This is a genomic window from Dolichospermum planctonicum (assembly GCF_005402965.1).
GTDB lineage: Bacteria > Cyanobacteriota > Cyanobacteriia > Cyanobacteriales > Nostocaceae > Dolichospermum > Dolichospermum planctonicum.
On the sequence record NZ_BJCF01000037.1, the window covers coordinates 11,593 to 34,081 of the forward strand.

A 22,489-nucleotide genomic window follows, 5' to 3' on the forward strand; every position below is an offset into this window, starting at 1 on the left:
GACCATTGACCATTGACCAATGACCAATGACCAATGACCAATAAACAAGTTATAGCACTTGCGATCGCATCCAGGCTGCCGGCAAAGTGCGTAACTTTTTCCATTGAGGAACATAAGCTCGCTGACTGAACACATCATAATCATTGCGCTCAATCATTTCTAAAATCTGCTCATAGAGCATAGATGCAGACCAGACAGGCCACCGAGCATCAGCAGCGAGATAACTAATACCTTTATCTGCTTGAATATAGAATTGACGGGCGCGATCAATTTGAAATTGCATGAGTGAACGCCAGCGGTCATCAACTACGCCCTGGATACATTCTTCCTCGGTGTAATTAAACTTGGCCAAATCTTCCAAGGGAATATAGATGCGGCCGCGACGGGCATCCTCACCGACATCACGGAGGATGTTCGTAAGTTGGTTAGCAATTCCCAAAGCGATCGCTTCTTCTATGGGAAGATAGGGCTGTTGGTTTTGATGCCAAGGGGCTGTATAGATGCTATTATCTACACCCATAATCGTTGTTGACATCAAACCTACAGTTCCCGCTACCCGGTAGCAGTAGAGATATAAATCCTTAAAAGTTTCATAGCGACTACGATGCAAATCCATGCGCTGACCAGCAATCATATCCCGAAAGGGTTGAATGTCTAAAGGAAAGCGTTGGAGGGTATCTACTAACGCTACATCAAAATTATCCAAAGGGCAGCCCGCAAAAATCGCCTCCAGTTGATTTTCCCATAGTTCTAGGGTTTCTGGCGTGGTGATAGCGGAGGCAGGACCATCCACTAATTCATCTGTACGGCGACACCAGGCATAAATTGCCCAAACAGATTGACGCTTGGCCGGACTCATCAGCATTGTACCCAAATAAAAAGTCTTAGCGTACTTAGCAGTGAGTTCCCGACAAAGCTTGTATGACTCATCTATAGAGACCAGCGTTTTCATGCGCGGGGGGGAATCAGGCAGTTGCAGCATTCGTGGCGGGCGGTCGGGTTGGCGTTTGCAGGTGAGAGGGATTTGCTACCGTCAGCGCTTGAGAAATGGCCTGCGCTGTTAGTTTACCAGAAAGTACCGCCCCTTCCATACTGGCGAGATAACGTTGCATTGTATAATCCCCAGTCAGATAGAAATTAGAAATGGGGGTTTGTTGGGAAGGACGGTACTCTTGGCGACCTGGGGTAGCTTTGTAAACTGAACGCGGTGTTTTCACCACATGATATTTCAGTATTTTTGTAGGATTATCTCCCCCAAAGTGTTGGGGAAAGAGTTTTTCTAATTCGCTAATAGTTGCAGCGACGATTTCCTCATCGGATTTAGATATCCAATCTGCGGCTGGTGCTAGAACTAATTCCAACATTGAACGGTCAGGATTGGCATATTCACGGCAAGTATTACTCATGTCAGCATAAACGCTCAGGAGTGGAGACCGGGAAAATAGTAGATGATCAATATCTGTTAATTTGCGATCAAACCAGATATGAACATTAATCACTGGTACACCTTCTAAACCGTTTAATTGTTGGAAAAATGGCATTTCTTTCCACGCATTGGGTAAAATCGGCTTTAAAGGGTCAACAGGTAGGGCAGATACATAAATATCCGCTGTGAGTATTTCATCTTCTGCCCCGTTCAAGCCCCGCAATAGGAATCCTTTAACAGTTCCATCCTCATTGAGTAAAATCTCTTTTAAAGGCGCATTCAGACGTACCTCACCACCCCTTTCAGTAATGTGGTCAATAATTGGCTGACACAATCTTTCTGTGGGTGAACCGTCTAGGAAGGCCATTTTTGAGCCGTTTTTCTCTTGCAGGAAGCGATTCAAGGCTGTTAATAAGACCGTGGCAGAAATTTCCTCTGGGTTAATGAAGTTCAAAGCTTTGGACATAGCAATAAATACTTCTTTTTCTACCCGGGGCGGAACGTTTTGTTTTTGCAACCACTCCCGGAAAGAATATTTGTCCATTTCTTCCACGTACTTTTGCCCTTGCAGTATGGCTGGTAGTAACCCGATACCAAAACTGATTTTCTCCGCCCAGGTCAGCATATCGTTGTTTCTCAGAATGGCAATGACACCATTTATAGGTGCCGGTAAATCTGGGAAATCAAAACGGCTGTAAGTTCCTGGGGAATCAGGTTGATTAAAGATCATTGTGTGTTCTTTCCACTGCAACCGATCTTCAATGTCTAATTCTTTGAATAACTGCAACATATTGGGATAGGCCCCAAAAAAAATGTGCAGTCCTGTTTCGTACCAATCACCATCAGCATCCTTCCACGCGGCCACCTTCCCCCCAATTACGTCTCGACGCTCCAAAACAATGGGGGTGTAACCTTGATCCGTTAGATATTTTGCACAGGAAAGTCCTGCTAGACCCCCTCCTGCGATGGCTACGCTGCACTTCGTGAATGCTACTTGCATTTAACCTACTGTTCTTTAATATTTCTTAATTGTTTTGTCGTTCTCATTATACGTTGCAATCCTTTACATTTGCCGTTTCCTCTCTGAATTACCTCCTAAAAAATTTCCCCCCACTGCCACTAACTATGTAATTTACTTACACATTAAGTAATTTAATTAACTAAATATTTTTTATAGAAAAATATTTGGTGTAGTTTATATCTCAATTTCCATCCGTGCATTTTTTCGGCTAACTGCTGATTACAAATACAAAAGCCTGTTTTTTATCTATGTATTTAGACGTAAATTATGTCTCTAAATCAGTAAGCTAAATAGCGAAAATTATGAGCATTAATAAGCAAAAATTTGGGAAATACTGCTAATTACTGCAAATATATTTAAAATTCTTATCAATTTAAATAGCCATGGCGTTATATGATGATCCCAGACAGTTTAATCATCATTAAATCTGAAATTTAATTATGTAATTACCAAAAATTTGTCTCTTGTTTAATAAAACCTTTTTTGTTTAATCTGGGCATATTTACCCGGAAATTTAGCATCTATTTCCACAATAACTAAACTATGATATCAAACGGAATACTATGGTTAACATCCTTTACGGGTGGTACTTTCATGTTGACAGCTTTACCAATGGGGTTGGCATCCCCAACACAATTTACAGCTAATTTAGTCAAGGATCAGCATCAATTTTTGACAAATGCTCAACAACATAAAAATGCTTGGCAAAAAATCTTCATATCAAAAACTCTCTTCACTTTTGATTGGATAAATAAACAATTAGCATCACATCGAGATGCCGCCATTATCCCAGATTTGACAACATTCAAGGCCAAAGAAACAAAATTTTGTTCCCCTGTGCCAGAAAATATAGCTGCACAAACTCCTTGGAAAAATGTTACTAACTCTGTATTAGTTAAATTCACCCAGTTTAGTGTTCCCAAACTCGATTTTTCACCTCCTACTGTTGTGCGATCGCTCCAAAGCTTCTTTAATGTCATTAACAATGCAGTAGAGCAAAATGGCAGTTACGATTATGCACCAGTATTAATTGTCAAGCGTAGTGTATCTAATTATGAAGTATGGGTTAATAACAACTTTGTTGCTAGACTCCCTGATCGCATTACAGCTAATGCTTTACAAAACCGCTTACAGCAATTAGTGAAATCACCAAAAGTACAACCTACAGAAATACAACCTGGTTTAGTGGATAAAACTCCGTCCCTCATGGTAGGTACTCGCTTACTATTTGCAATTGAACGAAAACTGTCCGCTCAACTTGGTCGCAGCGGTGACATATTAGCCCTGGAATGGAGTAACAATCTCCGCATAGCCCTGCATACCGAACCCTTGACGCTAATACAAGGACAAATGGCAATGTATGGATTAGAGTCTTCAACCACAAAACTTTCTGGATTAGCTTCTTGGTATGGCGGCTATTTTCATGGTCGCTTAACAGCAAATGGTGAAATATATAATCAAGATGATTTCACAGTTGCCCATCGTACCCTACCTTTTAATACATACTTAAAAGTCACAAACTTAGAAAATAATAAATCCGTAATTGTGCGTGTTAATGACCGTGGCCCCTACATTGCACCCAGAAGCCTAGATTTATCTCGAACAGCGGCTCGTTGTCTCGATAGTGAACATACTGGAGTCGTAGCTTATCAGGCTGTGGTTTTACAACAAAATGCGCCACAAATGACCTTGAAACCATTGTCACCAAAAACACAATATCTGGCTAATACAAAAAGCGAGATCTTGGTTTCTCGGTTTTAGTAAAAATCATCCTTAAATCCCCGACATCTTGAAGAAGTTGGGGTTGGAAACTGTAACTTAAATTCTAGCCAGATGTAGACAAACTTGCCGGAATGTACTATGATTATCGGTATCCAGATATGTCTATACTTGGGTAGTTTTGGATAAGTTTTATAGAGTGGATCTATTTGCTATCATAAAATGATAAATTGCCAGGAGCTTTTGATTGATCAGCTAAAAAGTACCTAATTTATATATTTTGTATATATTTGGGCGGGCTAGAAGCCCACCCCACAAGAGTTAGAATCCATATTCTGATCCAGTTTAGCTGCAAAACAACTAATCAAACTAATTATGTCAACATCTCAATCATCACCAAGCTTTGGTAATCATCTAATTTTGGGTATTTCTGGAACTACTTTAAATGATGATGATAAACGGGTATTAAATGAATTAAAACCCATTGGTGTCATCTTTTTCGGGAAAAATTTCCTCGACGGTGTACCCTATACAATTTGGTTAGAAAACTTTAAAAACCTCATTGATGAAATTCGTCAATATACCGAACGTGATTTCATGTTTACTACTTTAGATCATGAAGGTGGCCGAGTAGTGCGGACTCCTTTACCCATTACCCGTTTCCCTCATGCTTATTTATTACAATCTCACGCTTTTGAAGTTGCTAAAGCCACAGCTAGAGAATTAAAATCTCTGGGAATTAATCTTTCTTGGTCTCCGGTTGCGGATATTTTCTCAAATCCTCAAAACCCAATTATTGGACCGCGTGCGTTTGGAATTACACCAGAAAAAACTAGTCAATGTGTGCGGGAATATTACCAAGGATTGCGAGAAGAGGGAATTTTAGGTTGTGCTAAACACTTTCCTGGCCATGGAGATACTAGCACAGATTCCCATTTGGAATTACCAATATTAAATTTGAGTTGGGAAGATTTACGAAACCGGGAATTGATTCCTTTTCAAACATTAATTCAGGCACAAATTCCGTTAATCATGACAGCACATATTTTGTTTCCGCAAATTGATCCACAAGTACCAGCAACGTTATCTAAAATCATTTTAAATGATATTTTAAGAGAGGAGTTAGGTTTTCAAGGTGTGATAGTTTCCGATGATTTAGATATGAAAGCTGTATCAGAAATGTTTATGAAAACGGGAACGGTAGCGCGGGCTTTTGATGCTGGTTGTGATTTGTTTATCGTTTCTCGCAATATCAATTCTTCTTCTTTGGAACGGACATATAAAATAGCTCAGGATTTTTCTGCTAGTTTAAATAATGGTAGTTTGGATATAGCAGTGGTGGAAGCAGCGCGGGAGAGGGTGGAAAATTTATTGCGGGTAACTCCTCAATATCCGGTTTCGACTCTTGATAAGGAGACGTTGATGAAGAATGCGGAATTGGCTATAAGTTGTTGTTTGTAGGGGGATTGAATTTTTAACGAACCACAGAGGCACAGAGAGCGCAGAGGAAGAGAACAAGAGAAATATTCAAGATGTTTAGTTAATTATGTTTACTCAAACATTCTTTTAACTCTTTTGCTAGTTCAGATAAGAATGCTGGCTGATGTTTAATTAGCCATTCGGTAAGTTTGTAAGAATGCTTAGTTTTTCTAAATTCTAATAGATTCTGACAGAATTTTTGAAACAAATTTTCAAGAATATTCGCCCCGTGAATCTTCAACAACCAATTATCATCAGAAACGTCTTCTTTTTTGATACCTGGAAGTAAATTGCTTTTTTCCTGCTTAATAATATCCAGATATTCTTGAATTTGGGTGTCTCTAGCCATTTAGCCTTTTGGTTAATTATTGCTGATATGGCTTCTGCATTCAGTAAATAATTTTCATACATGGGTAAATTCAAAAATGTAAAATTTCTCTTTTCTAATTCTTTAATCTTTGCTTCTGTCTTATTTTCTCTATCAAATATAAATCCAATTGCTGGTGGAAATAAACTTGCTCCAGTTGTAAGTTTTTTGTATACTTCAGCAACAAGATCAGAATGTTTTCCATCCAAAAGAGCATCTGTACTATTAACAGATAAAATTTTAAGCCCCCTCAAGGGAATTTTGGCTAATTCTTCCAATATCAACGGAAAACATTTTTCCTCAGTCGGACCTTCTACCCAAAGGATATTATCAGCACCAAAAACGTCAGATAATCTAATTCCCAGTTCATCTAATATTTCATTTTGTGATTCTATATCTTTTGTATCTATTCTTAATGCAGTTGTTTGACAATTTTCATATTGCAGTTTAATAATATTAGATGGATTAGCTGCTGTGATAATTTCTGGTGAATGAGTAGCAATAAAATATTGATGTTGGGGAAATTGTTTAATAGTCTCTATCAGCTTTCTTGCTGCACCTGGATGTAAAAATGATTGTGGTTCATCAATAATTATTGTTCTAGGTTCGTGAATAGAAGAAACTAGGATATATACAATTGCTAAGACTTGACTAACGCCACTTCCGCATGAAGATAGAGGTAGTGCTAAATCACCTCTACGATGTTTAATACTATCTTTATTCCAAACCAGTATTTCCAAATCTGAATTATCTCTTAATGCTACAGTAATTGACTCTATTTCAGGCAGAATATTTGAAACTAATTCAGTAAAATAATCAAACATTCCACGATTTTCACTATTTAATCTAAAAAGAACTTCAGCAAGATTAGAAGCATCTGGTTTTAATTCACTCTTGGTTATAACTTCAGTTCTCTGAATGTTAAGTTTATAAGTACCAATATTTAAACGTTCAGCTTTAAACTTATAAATACGACTTACAAAAGTATCAAATAGTTTCTTACCAATGCTTTCATTAATTGTTCCCTTTGATTCTTCGCAATCATCATGGTAAAAATCTTCGATAATCATTTCATTATTGTCGAAGAATATTTTATAAAATCTCCCATTAAAATCTTCATTATAATCATAACTATACGATTCAAAATTAAGTAATTTCTGTAGACTTGTATGATTTAAATTGATGTTTCTATAAATACATAAACTTATATCAATAGAATCCGAATTTTCTAAGAAAGTTTTAAATTCACTCAAGTCACGAAGCAAACAACCATATAAATACTTTCCATACTTTATTTTATATTCTTCTGGAGAATCCTCAGAATTTTGATAGTCCAGTGAAAGCATTTCAATATAATTTTCATCTAATTTAGGTGCTGGAATACCAAGATCAGGAGACATCTGTTTCATAAAACTTAGTAATTCTTCTTTTTCAATATCCCAAATAATTTCTATTCTCGATTTTTCTTCTAACCTCGAACTTTTATTTGGCAATGTCTTGATACTTCTATGCGGATGATCTTCAAAATCCAAAGTCAGTACCTCAAGTAAAGATGTTTTACCTGCATTATTTCGTCCAACAATAATATTGACACCTGGTGAAAATTCCATTTCTCCAGAGTCGTAATAAGACTTATAATTAAATACTTGTAACTTCTTGATATACATTTGATTTCATTTATTTATTGAGTTAATTCTATTATTGACAATTTAACTTAATTTGACAAGTAAAATCAAATAAACTCAGTATAGCAGTGTGTTAGATGCTTGATAGATGTAAATTAAGGGAGAGTTAGCGAAGCTTACCGTAAGTATCGCTTGTTTTGGGGTTGTGAGACGCATAAGGGCAGCAAAGCGCATTATTAATTCAAATACTTGATATCATAGCTAGTAAAAGGCAATTCAAATTTCTAAACCATGACTGAATTACTACAGCAAGTTATTTCAGAAATTGAAAAATTACCAGCAGAAGAACAAAATGCAATTGCTACCCGTCTTCTCGCAGAAATCAAAAATGAGCAAGGTTGGAAAATTCGTTTTGCAGCTACAACAGATAATCAGTGGGATAGTATAGCTGAAATGGTGCGTCAGGAAATAGCATCTGGTGAGATTACTCCTCTCGATGAAGTTTTTCCCCCTCAACCATGAAGTCAAGCGTAACAAATACATTTCGTCAGCAACTTGGTCAACTTCCTGCAACAGTTAGGAAACAAGCAACTAAAACATACCGCTTGTGGCGTTTTGACCCTTATCATAATAGTTTTCAGTTTAAAAAAGTGAGTCAGCGTCAACCAATATACTCCGCTCGTGTGGGAATCAACTATCGCGTTCTCGGATTATTAGAGGAAGATCATATCTACTGGTTTTGGATAGGTACTCATGCTGAGTATGATGAGTTACTTCAGCGATTATAAAAAGACAAAATTTTCCATCAACGTATTCAGCGAAATTCCTTTTAAACTCGCTAACTCTGCTAAATATTCAATCCGTTGTGCTTGCTGTTTTTCAATCTGTTCAGTTAAGCGCAATAATTCTTTATATTCATCATTGCTAAGAGTTTTTACATCTCTTTTAGCGATTAAATTGTTGTAAGATTTTTGAATATCTAACGGAATACCCTGATTAATCTTTAACAATAATTCTGACTCCCGTTGCATTGTTGACATAATTTTTTATCTCATCAACTAATATATTAATATTATCATCCGTTCGGTTAAAAAATACTTCAAATTCCATGACTTTTCCCAATTACCCAATTCCGTCGAAAAAACCGCGCTAGTGCTGATTCTTCCAAAGATAAATAAATTGGTCTACCATGGGGACAAGTGCGCGGGTTGCGGGTACGTTGCCAATTATCTAATAAGGTCTGCATTTCTGGTAAACTCATTTTTGTACCATTACGAATTGCACTCCGACAAGCAACTGCAATTTGAGCAGTTTGTAAGTCTCCCCCCCAACTTAATTCTAAAATTGCTTCAGCACAATCTTCTCTTTGTTTTAACATGGTTGGGATGTTCCGCACGCAAAAAATTTTATCACCAAATGGTTCTATATCTAAACCAATACGTTCTAATTGGGAAACCTGCGCTGGTGATAATTGATAAATAATAATTGGGGTTTCTACAGGTACTAATTGCCAGTGATCACATAATTGTTCATATAATACTCGTTCATGGGCTATATGTTGTTCTACTAACCACATTCCCCCAGAATGTTCAGCAACTATATAAGTATTACTCAGTTGAGCAATTGCTTTTAAATGGTTTTGAGTTTCATTGTTTTCAGAATTTTGAGAATTTTGAGAATTTTGAGAATTGAATCTATATTCACCTTTAGATTCTGCTACTTTTAATAAATTACTAATTCTGCTAGTGTGAACTGATTCTTTAATATTAGTTTCGGAAATCCTCAGAGATTTGTTGATAGCTGCGGTAATTTGTTCTTGCCAAAAAGGTAGATCATGCAGATATATTTCTGTTTTGGCTGGGTGGCGATTCCAGTTAATTTGCTCAGGAGGAATATGCAAATGTAAAAAACACACGGGATAGCGATCGCGTGGTAATGTTTTATGGAAAGCTGATAAGATATTCTGTTCTAATTCTGGTGATTTAATTATCCTGCCATTAATTGCCACTTTCACCCAATCCAAACGATGACGATGACATCTATCTGGTAAACCTATCACTAAATGTAAAGACGAATTTTCCAGATTTGGTATTTCTAAATTCACTTCATATAAATCATCTTGTCGGACTTGAGGAAGAATTTGCGGAATTAATTTTCCCACGGTTGGTGCGGGACAAATTGTAAACCATTCTTTGTCATTTTGCCACACTTGATAATGAACATGAGGATGACATAAAGCTATTTGTTGAATTATCCCTTGTACAGCTTTTAATTGCTGATTTGTCGCGGGTAAACCTTGACGACGGGCTGTACAATTAGCAAATAAATTATTCACTGTCACCACGGTACCAGGGGCAATAGCAGCAATATTTACTTCTGTTACTTCTCCTTCGTTATTATAAACAATTCGCCAGCCTTCACTTCCTCCTAAAGGACGACTTAAAACTTCTAAATTTGCTAACGTTGTTAAACTATGTAGTGCTTCACCACGAAATCCTAAACTGCTAATTTTCCATAAGTCTGCACTAGAATGAATTTTACTTGTACTGTGTGCAGTTGCAGCTTGTTGCAAATCATCCAAATTCATACCACAACCATTATCAGCTACCCGAACTCGCCATAATTGTGGCCATAAAGAAACTACAATGCGCGTTGCACCAGCATCTAGGGAATTTTCTACTAACTCCCTGACAACGGCCACCAAAGAGTCAATTACTTCTCCTGCCGTAATTAAATATACAACTTCTGTTGGTAAAGCTTGAATAGTAGATACCATCATGAGGAATTAAAATTAAAAATTAAGTATTTTCTAAATCTAGAAAACATTAGCCTACAATATTATGATTGCAAAAAATTAATTTCTAAATTCTGCTGTCATTCTAAAGAAATAAGAATTAATAGGGGATATTTGCTAAATTTTTTATAGATTAGACAGCACGAAAAGCTTATGAGTATTAATTTAGTTGCTGATGTTAACGACTTAAAGACCAATCTGCAATGGGGACAACCTGCTTTTACAATTATTGATGTGCGCGATCGCTCAAACTATAATCATAGCCGCATCACCGGGGCAATTTCTATCCCCCTCAATGACTTAGAACATCGCGCCCAAACTTGCTTACATAGAGAACGCCAAATTTACATTTATGGTGAAAATGACAGCCAAGCAGCACAAGCCGTCAGAACCTTACAATTCCTTGGTTTTACAACAGTAGCCGAACTTGTAGGTGGTTTACAAGCCTGGAAATCCATTAACGGCGCTACAGAAGGAACAGACGGTTAACAACTGTACTCAAATCAACCAAAAAGTTAGGCTAACCGCGTAAATTTAGTCACCACTCCCACCCCTTTCAGATGTGGAAGTGGTTAAAGTTCACAGATGGTAATCTGATTAAAACTAGTTTTACGGTGAAGTGGGGCATTCAAACTTATACCCTACACCACGTATCGTCTGGATTAACGTTGATTGGTTGGGATCTAACTCAATTTTCTTGCGAATTTGACCAATATGGACATCTACAACCCTTTGATCCCCGACGTATTCATAGTCCCAAACTTGTTGGATGAGTTCGGCCCTTCGCCAAACCCGGCCTGGATGACTAGCTAAAAAATGTAACAAGTCAAATTCCAGCGCTGTTAAAGGGATGGTCTCATTATTAACCATTACTTCCCGTCGCACAGAATCAATTATGACCTTTTCAAAGACTAAGCGCTGCTGTTCTGTATTAGCTACAACCCGCTGTCTCCTCAAAATTGCGGCTACTCTCACCTCTAATTCTCCCAAACCAAATGGCTTGGTCAGGTAATCGTCAGCACCCTTAGAAAAACCGCGAATTTTATCGGCTTCATCTGTCCTGCTAGTCAGCAGTAGCACAAATACACCACTACGATTTTGCATTTCTTGACAGAGATTAAAGCCAACTACATCTGGTAAATTCACATCCAAAATCACCAAATCGGGGTTAAATTGCTCAAATACGGCTAGGGCCATTTTACCATCTTCGGCGGACTCTACTTGATAATTTTGTTGCAGCAAAAAACGTTGGATTAAATTCCGAACCGCAGAATCGTCGTCAACTACAAGAACCTTGGCAGCAGCCATGACCATTATTTTTCACAAAAGTTCATAACATTAACAAACATGATTGCCTAAGAACCCAGGTTCTACTTTGGCAGTAATTCAATATCTACAGGGGACACAGATGATGATCCAGATTATTTGATTGACGCTCCCCACCCTATAGAGGAATGGGGCATTGCGGCAATTCTTGATAAATTAAATAAATTTTTAGATCATTTTTGGATCAATTAAACAAACTCATGCTAGTATTGTCCTCAAGGGATAAAATAATTCGTCTAATTAGTTCAAGATACAGCATATTGCAAGTCAATGAGGTAAAAGTTGGAATCACGAAGCCTTGCAGCTAAAGGGTTTTACCCCTCAAAGCTGCTGTATATGATCCAAATCTTGACAATTAAACGTTAAATATGGAATCCTTTGTATAATAAAAATATACACAAGTGTTGGAGATCATGCACTCCCTAAAATTAGAACTAAAACTTAAACAAAAGGTTCTGAGTTATATGGTTGTGCTGGTTTTTATGATTTGGTGTAGAATTATTGCATACCCATTGCCAGATCGAAATTTACTCCTGTGGCTTTAAACCCGTCCGCGGGCTGGTTTAAAGCCACAGAAGCAAGCAGTAAAATCTCCTATTTATTTTAGGTTGAGTATTCTGTGTAAATTTCGTTTTTTGGATTTGTTTTGATCAATATAAAACCTAAAGTTGTTTTCTTGCAAAATAAAGAGTGCCGCTGAATTAAGGCTGAAGTAATAAACTCCCATGAGTGATCAAAGTCCCTACGAAAAAATTGGGGTATCAGAAGACGCAAGCTTCGATGAAATTCAGGAAGCTCGAAATCGCCTATTAGAAAAATATGGTGGTGAGAGTAATAGCCGAGAAGTCATTGAAGCAGCTTATGATGCGATTTTAATGGAGCGCCTGCGGATGCGCCAAGAAGGGAAAATCAAAGTACCTGAGCGAATCCGATTTCCAGAGATGCGAGTTCGTTCTATTCCCCAAGCAGGTTTAACCCCGAACCAACAAGCTCCTGAATGGCTACAAAGAAGTTTGGATAGGCCAACATTGACCGATGTGCTATTACCAGGGGTCTGTTATCTGGGTTTGGGTGCGATTAGTCTGTTTTATCCCGGTGATACTGAGCAGGTTTTGCAACTGGCATTGGTAGTTGGGGTGGGTGTTGGTGTTTACTTCCTCAATCGCAAGGAAGGCAAATTTGGTCGAGCAGTTTTATTCACGCTGGTTAGTTTAATTATCGGCTTAATTGCGGGCGGTTTAATTGCTGGCTGGATATTACCACTACTATTACCATTGATAAATTTGACAGCGAATCAATTTTCAACGCTTTTGACTTTCATATTAATCTGGTTAGTAAGTAGCTTTTTACGTTAGTTAATGGGTAATTGGTTAATGGCCGATTACCCATTATTTTTATCGCTACTACTTAAAGAGATAATCCACCACAGTTTTTAAGTCTGGAAGAATCATATCAGGTTGATATGATGCTAGTTGGGTGCGATCGCGGATACCAGACTCAACAGCAATAATTTTAATATCATGTTTTTTGGCGGCCGCGATATCGGCTTCTGTGTCCCCTACCATCCAAGTATCAGCCGCAGGGGGGAGTTCGGCTAATGCTTTAGCCATTAATAAAGGTTTATCTTCGACATCACGGGTTTTTACATAGTCATTACTGAGACAATAACGGCGGTTTTCCGGGAAAAACTCACCTAAATTGTGCTGACCAAAAGCATAGTCTAATTCTCGTACCCTCCGCATAGTCATTACAGCTAAATCAACACCAGCAGCCTGAACTTTACTAAGTGCTTGTAATGCAGTGGGGATCAAGGTATCATATTGGAAGTAGGGTAGAGTATGGACTGTTTGTTTGCGGATTTGGGTGAATTTTTGCCCTTGTTGGGCATCTAAACCCGATTTTAACGCAATTTGAAGTTCAGGAGTATGCGATCGCTTCAGTTGCCAAAATTCGGCTTTAGAAAGTTCTGTAATTGTTTGTCCCGGATATCGGGTTTTCTCTAGACACAACTGATAAACACGGTAATATCGTTCTGAAACATCCATAATTGGACCGTCAAAGTCAGTAATTAATCTCAGCATGAGTAGATAATTGAATATAGATCCCCGACTTATTGGAGAAGTCGGGGATCTGAGTTTACATTAATAATTGTAACTGTGAACCTTGCTGATTTTTACTCACTTCAATTCTGGCTTGAAACGCTTCTTTTAAGTGGGGCATATGAGTTACAGTTAAGATACAGGCAAAATCAGATGATATGGCATTAATAGCAGCAATTAGACGATCGCATCCTTCCCCATCTTGAGTACCAAAACCTTCATCTACTACTAATAATTGTAATGATGCCCCTGCTCTTTGTGCCAATAATTTGGCTAAAGCTAAACGAATAGCAAAATTAATTCTAAAAGCTTCTCCTCCCGAATAAGTTTCATAAGACCTTGTTCCCCTAGCGTCAGCAATTAAAATATCTAATGTATCTATTAATTTAGCATTTTTCTTACTGGATTTGCCACTACGTCCGGCTTTTTGGGTGATAAATTGGACGTGAAATTGATTCGCACTCAATCGAGAAAGTAATTGATTGGCCTCTGCTTCCAATTGGGGTAAAACATTTTCAATCATTAAAGCTTGAATCCCATTTTTGCCAAAAGCTTGAGCTAATTCTTGATAAACACGCTGTTGCTGTTTACAAATTTGCAATTGTTCTCTTTCTTGTTCATATTGATTTTGTAAAGTTTCTAATTGCAGCGACATTTGTTTTAATTGTCCCAAATGAGAGATTTTATGATCTAGTTCTCGTCTGCGATTTGCTATTTGCTGTTCTAAATTATTAATTTGGGCTGTAGGGTTAGCACTGTCAGTTAATTGTTTGACAATATCATCAATTTGTTGAGTTAATATTTCTCTTTCTTTACCAACTCTTGCTAATGAATCTCCTAAATCTTGCCATTTATTTCTTAGTTGGGGATATTGCTCCTGTGCCGATAATAATTGTTGATGACGTAACTGCCAACTTTGCCCTTGACGCACACCTTGACGCAGATAATTATGCTGTTCTGAACTATAGCCAATTTCCGCAATTTGCTGTTCTAGACTAGCGATTTCTCTCGCACAATCAGAATCAGTTTGTTCCTGTTGAATTTGCAATTTTAATTGAGTAATATTTGCTGTCAATTCTGGTTTTCTAGCTGCTAGTTTTTTCTGCCTTTTTATTGCTTCTTTAATTTCTCCTTGTTTAATTTCTGCCCAGCGCAATCTTTCTACCTCATTCCGAGCGAGGGCGTGATCTTGTTCACTATAATTAAGTTGTTGAATATATTGATCTAATTCTTGAATTTCTGCTTGTTTTTCCGGTGCATAATCACCAGTTTGTAAGCAAATTTCTAACTGTTCTTTTTCGGAAATAACTTGTATTAATTGTTGTTGGACATCCATTATAGCTTGTAACTGTGCTGCTAATTGTCCCCGTTGTTCCCGCAATAAATCATAACCAGATAACTTTTGGTCTATTTCCCGATATTCTTGTCTGAGTACCTGAATTTCCCGATCTGAAACCGCAATTTGTTCCCGTACTACCCAAAATTGTCCTTGGGTATCTTCATATTCTGATTGAGTTTTTTCAACAACTCGACTCCAATGATGTTCATTTAAAGGACGTTCACATAAAGGACAAGTAGCATCGGGATTTTGTAACATTTGCAGTTTTTGTTCTAGTTCTGCTAATAACTTTTCATAATCTCTTTGGTGAGCTTGTAAACGTTCAAAAAAATGTCGTCTTTCCTGTCCTTTTTCCTTGACTCTTTGCAGATAAACTCGCTTTTTATCTAGTTCTTCAATTTTCGTTTCTACCTCTGTTATTGCTTTTTCTATTTGGGGTTGACGATGATATTGATTTTCTAATTTCTTTTCCGCAGCTTGCATTTGCTCCAACCGTGCTACTAAAGTAGCATGATCCCGATCTAATTGAGTTTGCAAACTTGCCCTTTGTTGTAATAATGGTGTTACTTGCATTTGCAATTGATCTAAATTAGCTAAATGCTGACGGGCGTTATTTAATTGTAATAAAGCTGTTTCTATATCTCCAGATTTACTCAGAGTTTGGACAATTTCTAGTTCTTGCTGTTCCAAAGCTGCTAATTCTGCTTCAGCTTTTTGCAATTGGCGTTCTAAATCTTGAATTTGTTTATATAGCTGTTGTTGTTTTTGTTGTTTTGAATTGGTAGCGCGGGTATGTTGTTCAAATTTGGCCGCAAAAATTTCTTCTTGGGATCGCAAATTTTGATATTGAGTATAACCGGCTTGAATATCATTTTGTTGACTTAAAATCTTTTCTAATTCTGTTAATTGGGATTTAACAGATAATTGTTCTTGTTTTAAGCGATCGCTATCTTGGCTAAAATTATCATATCGTTGGCGCACAAAATTTAATTGTTGTTCCCAATTTTGTCTTTGATGTTGAATAACCTGTAAACTTTGTAATTGGTTATTCTCAAAAGTTTGTACCTGTTGTAAATCCTGTAGTTGCGCTTCTAACTCAGCCCGTTGGTTTTCCGTTGTTTCTCGTTCTTGGAGTTGAATTTTGATGTTTTCCAAAGAACGTTCTAATTCCTCCCCTCGTCCCTTGAAAAGTTTAGAATTGTCCTTGGCTCGTTCTTCTAACTCATCATACTGATTTAATTTTAATAATTCCGCTAAAATTTCCTTACGTTCGGTGGGACGTTTGAGCATAAACTCGTCGGCTTTCCCTTGACGCAAATAAGCAGAATTAATAAAAGTCTCATAATCTAACTTAATATGTTCGAGAATTACATCCTGAGTGGCTTTTAAACCCTTACCCGTCAAAGGACGAAACCCCGCAGGAGTTTCAATTTGAAATTCTAAAATGCTAGTTCCACCCCTGACCCGGTTGCGAATTACCCGATAAGTTTGCTGACCACTTTGGAAAGTGAAATCAATTCGGACTTCTTTTGCACCAGCATGAATTACATCATCTTCAACATTAGCACGGCTTTCACCCCAAATTGCCCAAGTGATAGCTTCTAAAAGAGAAGATTTTCCCGCACCATTAGAACCACAAATACACGCCGTATGCAAACCGCTAAAATCTAAAGCTGCATCACGGTAACTGAGAAAGTTTTTAATGATAAGTTGAACTGGAATCATTCAAGCTATTGTGCCACATTGACAATTTTGATCGTTAACAGTACAGATGCACTTTTTGTTAGTTTAGCTATCTAGTAGGCATATTTCTAGTTTTAAAGACATCAATTTTACAAAAATTTACAATCTCAAGACAATTTTTTTTAAATGTCAGGGGAAGTGATTGTCAAAATTGCGGTTACTGATACAATAGGTAATATATGTGCTGAAGACATCACAATAATCAATTTTATGGACTTTGACAAGAAAGCCCTCAGTGAGCGCGACATCTGTACTAAATACATTACTCCTGCCATAGTACAAACCGCAGGGTGGGATTTACACACCCAAATCCGTGAAGAAGTCACTTTTACCGCAGGACAGATTTATGTAAGGGGGAAAATGGTCCATAGGGGTGAAAGTAAACGCGCTGATTATATTCTTTATTACAAACCTAATATCCAAATTGCTGTCATTGAAGCGAAAGATAATAACCACAGTGTGGGAAGTGGAATGCAGCAAGCGCTTAATTATGCAGAAATGTTAGATATACCTTTCGTTTACAGTTCCAATGGTGACGCATTTTTAGAACATGATAGAACTGTAACATCAGGAATCATAGAAAGAGAAATTCCTTTAGATAAATTTCCCACCCCTCAAGAATTATGGCAACGTTACTGTCAATGGCGAAATATTGATGATCAATTACAGCCTATTGTTAACCAAAGTTATTATGATGATGGTAGTGGTAAATCACCCCGTTATTATCAACTGCTATTAATAAAACTGTAGAAGCGATCGCTCAAGGTGAAAACAGGATATTATTAGTTATGGCTACAGGTACGGAGAAAACCTTCACAGCTTTTCAAATTATTTGGCGGTTATGGAGATCTAAAACTAAAAACAAAATCTTATTTTTAGCAGATAGAAATATTCTCATAGACCAAACTAAAACCAATGATTTTAAACCCTTTGGTTCTCCCATGACGAAAATCATTAAACGTCAGGTAGATACAGCCTATGAAATTTATTTAGCCCTTTATCAAGGTGTATCAAGAACAGAGGAATCTAAAAATATCTATAAACAATTCTCTAGGGGATTCTTTGATTTAATTATCATTGATGAATGTCATCGTGGTAGCGCGGCTGATGATTCTGCATGGCGGGAAATTTTAGAATATTTTTCTGCTGCTACGCAAATCGGTTTAACAGCTACACCCAAGGAAACTAAAGAGGTTTCCAATATAGATTATTTTGGCCAACCCATTTATACTTATTCTCTGAAACAGGGCATAGAAGATGGATTTTTAGCCCCTTATAAAGTTGTCAGAATTGACATTGATAAAGACTTAGAAGGCTGGCAACCAGCACCAGGAGAATTAGATAAATATCAGCGATTAATTGCAGATAAACTTTACAGCCAAAAAGACATTAACCGCACATTAATATTAGAAAATCGAGATATTTTAGTGGCGAAAAAAATTACCGAATTTCTCAAAGCTACCAACCGATTTGATAAAACCATTGTTTTCTGTGAAGATATAGACCACGCGGAAAGAATGCGTCAGGCTTTAATTAATGAAAATGGTGATTTGGTTGCCAAAATAGGATAAAATTTTTAATCATCTTTAGATGACGACTTAGTATAATATTAGTCACAGTACCAAACATAGTTTATTAAATATGTCAATCAGTACCACAATTAAAACTATTCAGGATATCATGCGTAAAGATGCGGGTGTAGATGGTGATGCCCAGCGTATTAGTCAATTGAGCTTCAAAAAGCTAAATTTATTTGTCCTGAAAGCGTTGAAAAATATTCTGATGAAAGATTTTTAGAAACAGGAGATTTACTTTTAAACTCAACAGGAACAGGAACTTTAGGGCGTGTTTGTATTTATATTCATGAAGAAAATATTTACAAAAAAGTAGTTGCAGATTCTCATGTAACTGTTATTCGTCCTATTTTGATTGAATCTAAGTTTATATATTTTTAGATAGCTAGTGATTTTGTACAAAGCGAAATAGAAGCAAAATCTTCTGGTTCAACAAAACAAATAGAATTAGCTACATCAACAGTAAAAAATTATCTTTTCCCTCTCCCACCCCTCAATGAACAAAAACGCATCGTTACCAAAGTAGCGGAATGTGTGTTATAAGTTTAAATTATCATTTAAATGATTTTTTCTAAGTTTTTTTGAAAAAAAATTTTTATTTTTGGGGTTGGTTGGGATTTCGTTGTGCTATGATAGTCATATTAATATAATCGAGTGTAAGCAAAATTTTATTTAAACCATAGCCTCCCATTATAAAAATACCACATTCGCCGGCAAAAGTCAACCTCATTACCCTTTAAAAAAATTTTCGCACTTAAATTAAATTATACATTTATTGCGTAAATTAATTCAGTGCGGATTTAGCTACCCTATTTTTCTGATCATTATTACCCAAGACTTAGGCCAGAATAGGGCTTCAGAAATGTCTAATTTGTTTCTACTAAAGTTTTAAATTGCTCCTCAGTAATACGGCCTGCTGCATATAAAGTTTCTGTAATTTCAGAAATTGTTAAAACCGCGTGTGCTTGATAGCCATTTTCTCGCAACCTGTCTTTTACCCCTTGCTCATGATCCATGAATACCACAATATCATTGACATTTAATCCCGCATATTTTAACTTTTCTGCTCCTTCCATGACGCTTTTACCACTGATCAAAATATCGTCAACAACTACAACAACTTCTCCAGGATTAAAATTACCCTCAATTACCTTGCGCGTCCCGTGTGCTTTTACTTCTTTGCGGGGGAAAATCATCGGGGAATTTAGATGTAATGATAATCCAGTAGCAGTAGGTAAAGAACCATAGGGAATACCCGCTATTCTATCATAAGTTAAGTCTTTGAGAATCTCTGCATAAGCAATCACTATTTGATGAAATATTTGGGGATTGGAAATGATTTTGCGTAGGTCTATATAATAGGGAAAAGTAGCTCCAGAAGCTTGGACAAACTCCCCAAACATAATACAACCAATGTCATAAAGTTGTAAAATCAAATCTAAAAGTGGGTGTTGATTTAACAAACAAACATCAGGAAACCAGACAGAACAAACAGAGTTTTCCTGGGAAATTTCAGTTCTGAGATGATTAATTTCCGCCCTTAAAGATTGCAGTTGTGTAGATAGATTTTCGCTTCCTAACATATCTTGGGAAACGGGAAGAAGTAAACCATCACTATTATAATTTAATCCCGCTGATAGTAAGTTTTTCAGATTACCACCTTCAGACCAAATACTGCGGGCTAAAATTACTCTTTCCGGTGCTTCTTTGCGAATTTTTGCTAAAATGTCTGGCTGAATAGTTCCTACTTCTAAACCCAGTTGTTCAGGTGTTCCCCAATTTTTTGCTTCCTTGACTACTTGTAAATAAAAAGGTGATTCCGCTGTGGGATATTGCTGCAAAATCACAGCACCTGGATTGGAAGTTGTACACAAAATAAAAACGGCTTTATCGGGATAAACTAAAAAGGGGGCTACGTGATCCTGTCCCGCATAAGGACTCAACGTAATTGCATCAATCTGCCATTCTTCAAAAACAGTTTTAGCGAAAATTGTACTAGTATTGAGATCGCTATGTTTGGCATCTAATATAATCGGAATGTGGGCAGGAATAGCTTTTAAAGTTCGTTGTAGTAATTCCCATCCTGGAATACCTAAAGCTGCGTAAAATCCCAGAGTGGGTTTATAAGCACAGACTAAATCACTGGTTTGGGTGATAGTAAATTCCAACCACTCCCACAGACTATCAATCATAGTATTGGGATGTGATTTCTGGGAATATCGCTCAGGGAGCATTTCTGGATTAGGATCTAGTCCTACAAACAGTAAACTTTGATTTTGGGCGATCGCTCCATTTAGCTTATCATAAAAGTTCATAAATTTTCCTGGCAATATCTGGCAATATATTTTATTTAACCTTAAAGCATTCACCAAAATACCAAACTGTCGTGCAATTTGATATGCAATTTTTCTACCATCAATGGTAACATGACTATCTGCATTTATCTGTATTTATCTGTGTTCATCTGCGGTCAATGTTATCATTCCTTCCCATTTGCTAAAATTTTATAAATTTATAAAATTCTAGCACTAATTGCCGGTATTTTATCTACATCTTCTAAGGCAGTAAATTTTCGTGGTTGACGAGCTATGATTATCCTTTGAGCTAACTTAATTCAGTAGTTGTAGGAGAAACGGTAGGAATTTTTATCTCACTTGTAAATGTATCTAATAGTTTAAATGAAAAAACCACAATAGCGGTTATTGAAAATAATATCATTGCTAACCATAAAAGATGGTTACTGTGAAAATACCAGCCTGTTATAGCTATAGGCATGAAACCTCCTGCAAAGGAAATAACGGCAGAATTACGTAACGTTCTTCCGGCGGTTAAACCTCCAAAGAATCCTTCCAGAATCACATTAACTGCAAAAAACCCCTGAAATGGTAACAACCATCTCACATAGTCAGAAATGTTTGCAGTTACTTCAGTGTGGTTGGTTAATAGTCCAAAGATAGTTTCTGGAAAGAGAATATATAAGATAGCAATGGGAATTGAAAGTAATAAGCTAGTGAGTAGACTAACAGTTAGTAATGGTTGTAGCTGCTGTAATGTACCTTGTCCCTTAAAGTTTCCCGTGAGGCTTTGGGTGGCAAATCCCACTCCTTGAACAACAAACATATTAAAAGCTGCCGCTTGAATAAGAACACTATTTTCCGCTAGTATCTCTGTTCCCATTGCCGAACTGAGTTCAGTAAAAATGGCAAAGGTAGAGACCACGGCCAAACTCCTCACTAACATATCTCCATTTAGCTTAAAGGTAGCTTTAATAGCTGACCAATCCAAGACTTTTGGGATGACACCTGATACAATTGACCAATCAATGTGGAAGCAAACTATAATTAAACCTATAAATAATGCCACATACTGGCTAATGGCTGTAGTTAAACCAGCCCCTGTACTAGCCCAACCCCAGCGAATAATAAATAAGTAGTCCAGCACTACATTAGTTAGGCTTTCTACTACAGATATCAGCACCACAAAAATATTAAGTTCTCGGCCAAAAAACCAACCAACTAGGACAAAGTTAAGTAAAACCGCAGGTGCGCCCCAAATACGAGCCTGAAAATAGTCAAGACCTGCATCCTTTACCTCTGTTGCACCCACTAGGAAGGTAAACCCTACTTGTTGTAAAGGGTACTGAAGAATCAGGATAAGTGTACCTATCCCCAAAGCAATCAGACCATTCCGCAGTAAAACTAATAGTATGGCTTCTGGATCATCTGTTCCTACAGCTTGTGCTGTCATGCCATTGCTGGAAGAGCGTAAAAAATTTAAAACTCGGTATAAGTAGCTAAAAAGAATTGTGGCTAAAGAAACTCCCGCTAGGTAACGGATATCAGGTAAATGTCCCAAGTAGGCTAAGTCTATTAAACCCGATAGCGGCACAACAATACTAGAGAGAATATTCGTAAATGCCAGTCGGTAAAAGCGAGATAGGAAGTTATATTCTTGAGGGATTGTAAAATTCATCGTTC

The 22,489-nt window shown here is 37.1% G+C and carries 18 protein-coding genes and 1 pseudogene; 9 read left to right on the top strand and 10 right to left on the bottom strand.

The window, feature by feature from the left end; all coding sequences use genetic code 11:
* Nucleotides 1-49: 49 nt before the first annotated feature.
* Complete coding sequence (crtB, locus tag FFO06_RS15215) at nt 50-982, bottom strand: 15-cis-phytoene synthase CrtB (protein WP_137908797.1); 933 nt, start codon at nt 980-982, stop codon at nt 50-52.
* Nucleotides 966-2,426 (bottom strand): 15-cis-phytoene desaturase, encoded by a 1,461-nt coding sequence (pds, locus tag FFO06_RS15220; protein WP_028091764.1) that lies wholly within the window; start codon nt 2,424-2,426, stop codon nt 966-968. Before pds ends, crtB begins: the two co-directional genes overlap by 17 nt.
* A gap of 564 nt (nt 2,427-2,990) precedes the next feature.
* On the opposite strand from pds, the gene FFO06_RS22475 reads away from it, so the two are divergent.
* Both FFO06_RS22475 and nagZ read left to right on the top strand, forming a co-directional pair.
* Nucleotides 2,991-4,208, top strand: a complete 1,218-nt coding sequence (locus tag FFO06_RS22475) for a septal ring lytic transglycosylase RlpA family protein (protein WP_137908798.1) — start codon at nt 2,991-2,993, stop codon at nt 4,206-4,208.
* A 333-nt stretch (nt 4,209-4,541) separates the two neighbouring features.
* On the top strand, nt 4,542-5,627 hold the full coding sequence (gene nagZ / locus FFO06_RS15230) for a beta-N-acetylhexosaminidase (protein ID WP_137908799.1): 1,086 nt from the start codon (nt 4,542-4,544) through the stop codon (nt 5,625-5,627).
* Nucleotides 5,628-5,882: 255 nt separating this feature from the next.
* On the opposite strand, the gene FFO06_RS15235 is transcribed toward nagZ, so the two are convergent.
* On the bottom strand, nt 5,883-7,622 hold the full coding sequence (locus tag FFO06_RS15235; protein WP_236097158.1) for an AAA family ATPase: 1,740 nt from the start codon (nt 7,620-7,622) through the stop codon (nt 5,883-5,885).
* 306 nt (nt 7,623-7,928) lie between these two features.
* Between FFO06_RS15235 and FFO06_RS15240 the strand changes: the two genes are divergently transcribed.
* Together FFO06_RS15240 and FFO06_RS15245 are read left to right on the top strand one after the other, a co-directional pair.
* The gene (locus FFO06_RS15240) at nt 7,929-8,159 is read left to right on the top strand and encodes a hypothetical protein (RefSeq protein WP_137908800.1); all 231 of its coding nucleotides are present in this window, start codon (nt 7,929-7,931) and stop codon (nt 8,157-8,159) included.
* Nucleotides 8,156-8,425: a ParE family toxin-like protein gene (locus FFO06_RS15245; RefSeq protein ID WP_137908801.1), complete on the top strand. Its 270-nt coding sequence runs from the start codon at nt 8,156-8,158 to the stop codon at nt 8,423-8,425. The genes FFO06_RS15240 and FFO06_RS15245 overlap by 4 nt, the downstream gene beginning before the upstream one ends.
* Here the strand turns inward: FFO06_RS15245 and FFO06_RS15250 are convergent.
* Both FFO06_RS15250 and mutL read right to left on the bottom strand, forming a co-directional pair.
* Complete coding sequence (locus FFO06_RS15250; RefSeq protein WP_236097159.1) at nt 8,420-8,677, bottom strand: hypothetical protein; 258 nt, start codon at nt 8,675-8,677, stop codon at nt 8,420-8,422. The two genes, FFO06_RS15245 and FFO06_RS15250, sit on opposite strands and share 6 nt — an antisense overlap.
* A 59-nt stretch (nt 8,678-8,736) precedes the next feature.
* On the bottom strand, nt 8,737-10,413 hold the full coding sequence (gene mutL, locus FFO06_RS15255; RefSeq protein WP_137908825.1) for a DNA mismatch repair endonuclease MutL: 1,677 nt from the start codon (nt 10,411-10,413) through the stop codon (nt 8,737-8,739).
* Between the two features lie 171 nt (nt 10,414-10,584).
* Between mutL and FFO06_RS15260 the strand changes: the two genes are divergently transcribed.
* Nucleotides 10,585-10,920, top strand: a complete 336-nt coding sequence (locus FFO06_RS15260; protein WP_137908802.1) for a rhodanese-like domain-containing protein — start codon at nt 10,585-10,587, stop codon at nt 10,918-10,920.
* A gap of 120 nt (nt 10,921-11,040) precedes the next feature.
* On the opposite strand, the gene FFO06_RS15265 is transcribed toward FFO06_RS15260, so the two are convergent.
* Nucleotides 11,041-11,739 (bottom strand): response regulator transcription factor, encoded by a 699-nt coding sequence (locus FFO06_RS15265; protein ID WP_137908803.1) that lies wholly within the window; start codon nt 11,737-11,739, stop codon nt 11,041-11,043.
* A 743-nt stretch (nt 11,740-12,482) separates the two neighbouring features.
* Between FFO06_RS15265 and FFO06_RS15270 the strand changes: the two genes are divergently transcribed.
* Nucleotides 12,483-13,112, top strand: a complete 630-nt coding sequence (locus tag FFO06_RS15270; RefSeq protein ID WP_137908804.1) for a CPP1-like family protein — start codon at nt 12,483-12,485, stop codon at nt 13,110-13,112.
* Between the two features lie 48 nt (nt 13,113-13,160).
* Here the strand turns inward: FFO06_RS15270 and FFO06_RS15275 are convergent, their stop codons facing one another.
* Complete coding sequence (locus FFO06_RS15275; RefSeq protein ID WP_137908805.1) at nt 13,161-13,838, bottom strand: HAD family hydrolase; 678 nt, start codon at nt 13,836-13,838, stop codon at nt 13,161-13,163.
* 55 nt (nt 13,839-13,893) lie between these two features.
* The gene (gene sbcC, locus FFO06_RS15280; RefSeq protein WP_137908806.1) at nt 13,894-16,920 is read right to left on the bottom strand and encodes an exonuclease subunit SbcC; all 3,027 of its coding nucleotides are present in this window, start codon (nt 16,918-16,920) and stop codon (nt 13,894-13,896) included.
* Between the two features lie 228 nt (nt 16,921-17,148).
* On the opposite strand from sbcC, the pseudogene hsdR reads away from it, so the two are divergent.
* From hsdR to FFO06_RS22610, 3 genes and pseudogenes are all read left to right on the top strand, one after another.
* Nucleotides 17,149-18,500 (top strand): annotated as a pseudogene (gene hsdR / locus FFO06_RS22605) (EcoAI/FtnUII family type I restriction enzme subunit R); the annotation flags it as partial.
* 79 nt (nt 18,501-18,579) lie between these two features.
* On the top strand, nt 18,580-18,735 hold the full coding sequence (locus tag FFO06_RS21620) for a type I restriction-modification system subunit M (protein WP_137908807.1): 156 nt from the start codon (nt 18,580-18,582) through the stop codon (nt 18,733-18,735).
* A gap of 185 nt (nt 18,736-18,920) precedes the next feature.
* Nucleotides 18,921-19,055 (top strand): restriction endonuclease subunit S, encoded by a 135-nt coding sequence (locus tag FFO06_RS22610; protein WP_370743859.1) that lies wholly within the window; start codon nt 18,921-18,923, stop codon nt 19,053-19,055.
* A 323-nt stretch (nt 19,056-19,378) separates the two neighbouring features.
* Here FFO06_RS22610 and FFO06_RS15300 read toward each other — a convergent pair whose 3' ends face one another.
* Together FFO06_RS15300 and gntT are read right to left on the bottom strand one after the other, a co-directional pair.
* Nucleotides 19,379-20,827 carry a bifunctional orotidine-5'-phosphate decarboxylase/orotate phosphoribosyltransferase gene (locus tag FFO06_RS15300; RefSeq protein WP_137908808.1) on the bottom strand — a complete coding sequence of 483 codons (1,449 nt, stop codon included), beginning with the start codon at nt 20,825-20,827 and terminating at the stop codon, nt 19,379-19,381.
* Nucleotides 20,828-21,116: 289 nt separating this feature from the next.
* Nucleotides 21,117-22,484: a guanitoxin biosynthesis MATE family efflux transporter GntT gene (gntT, locus tag FFO06_RS15310; protein ID WP_137908809.1), complete on the bottom strand. Its 1,368-nt coding sequence runs from the start codon at nt 22,482-22,484 to the stop codon at nt 21,117-21,119.
* Between the last annotated feature and the right edge of the window lie 5 nt (nt 22,485-22,489).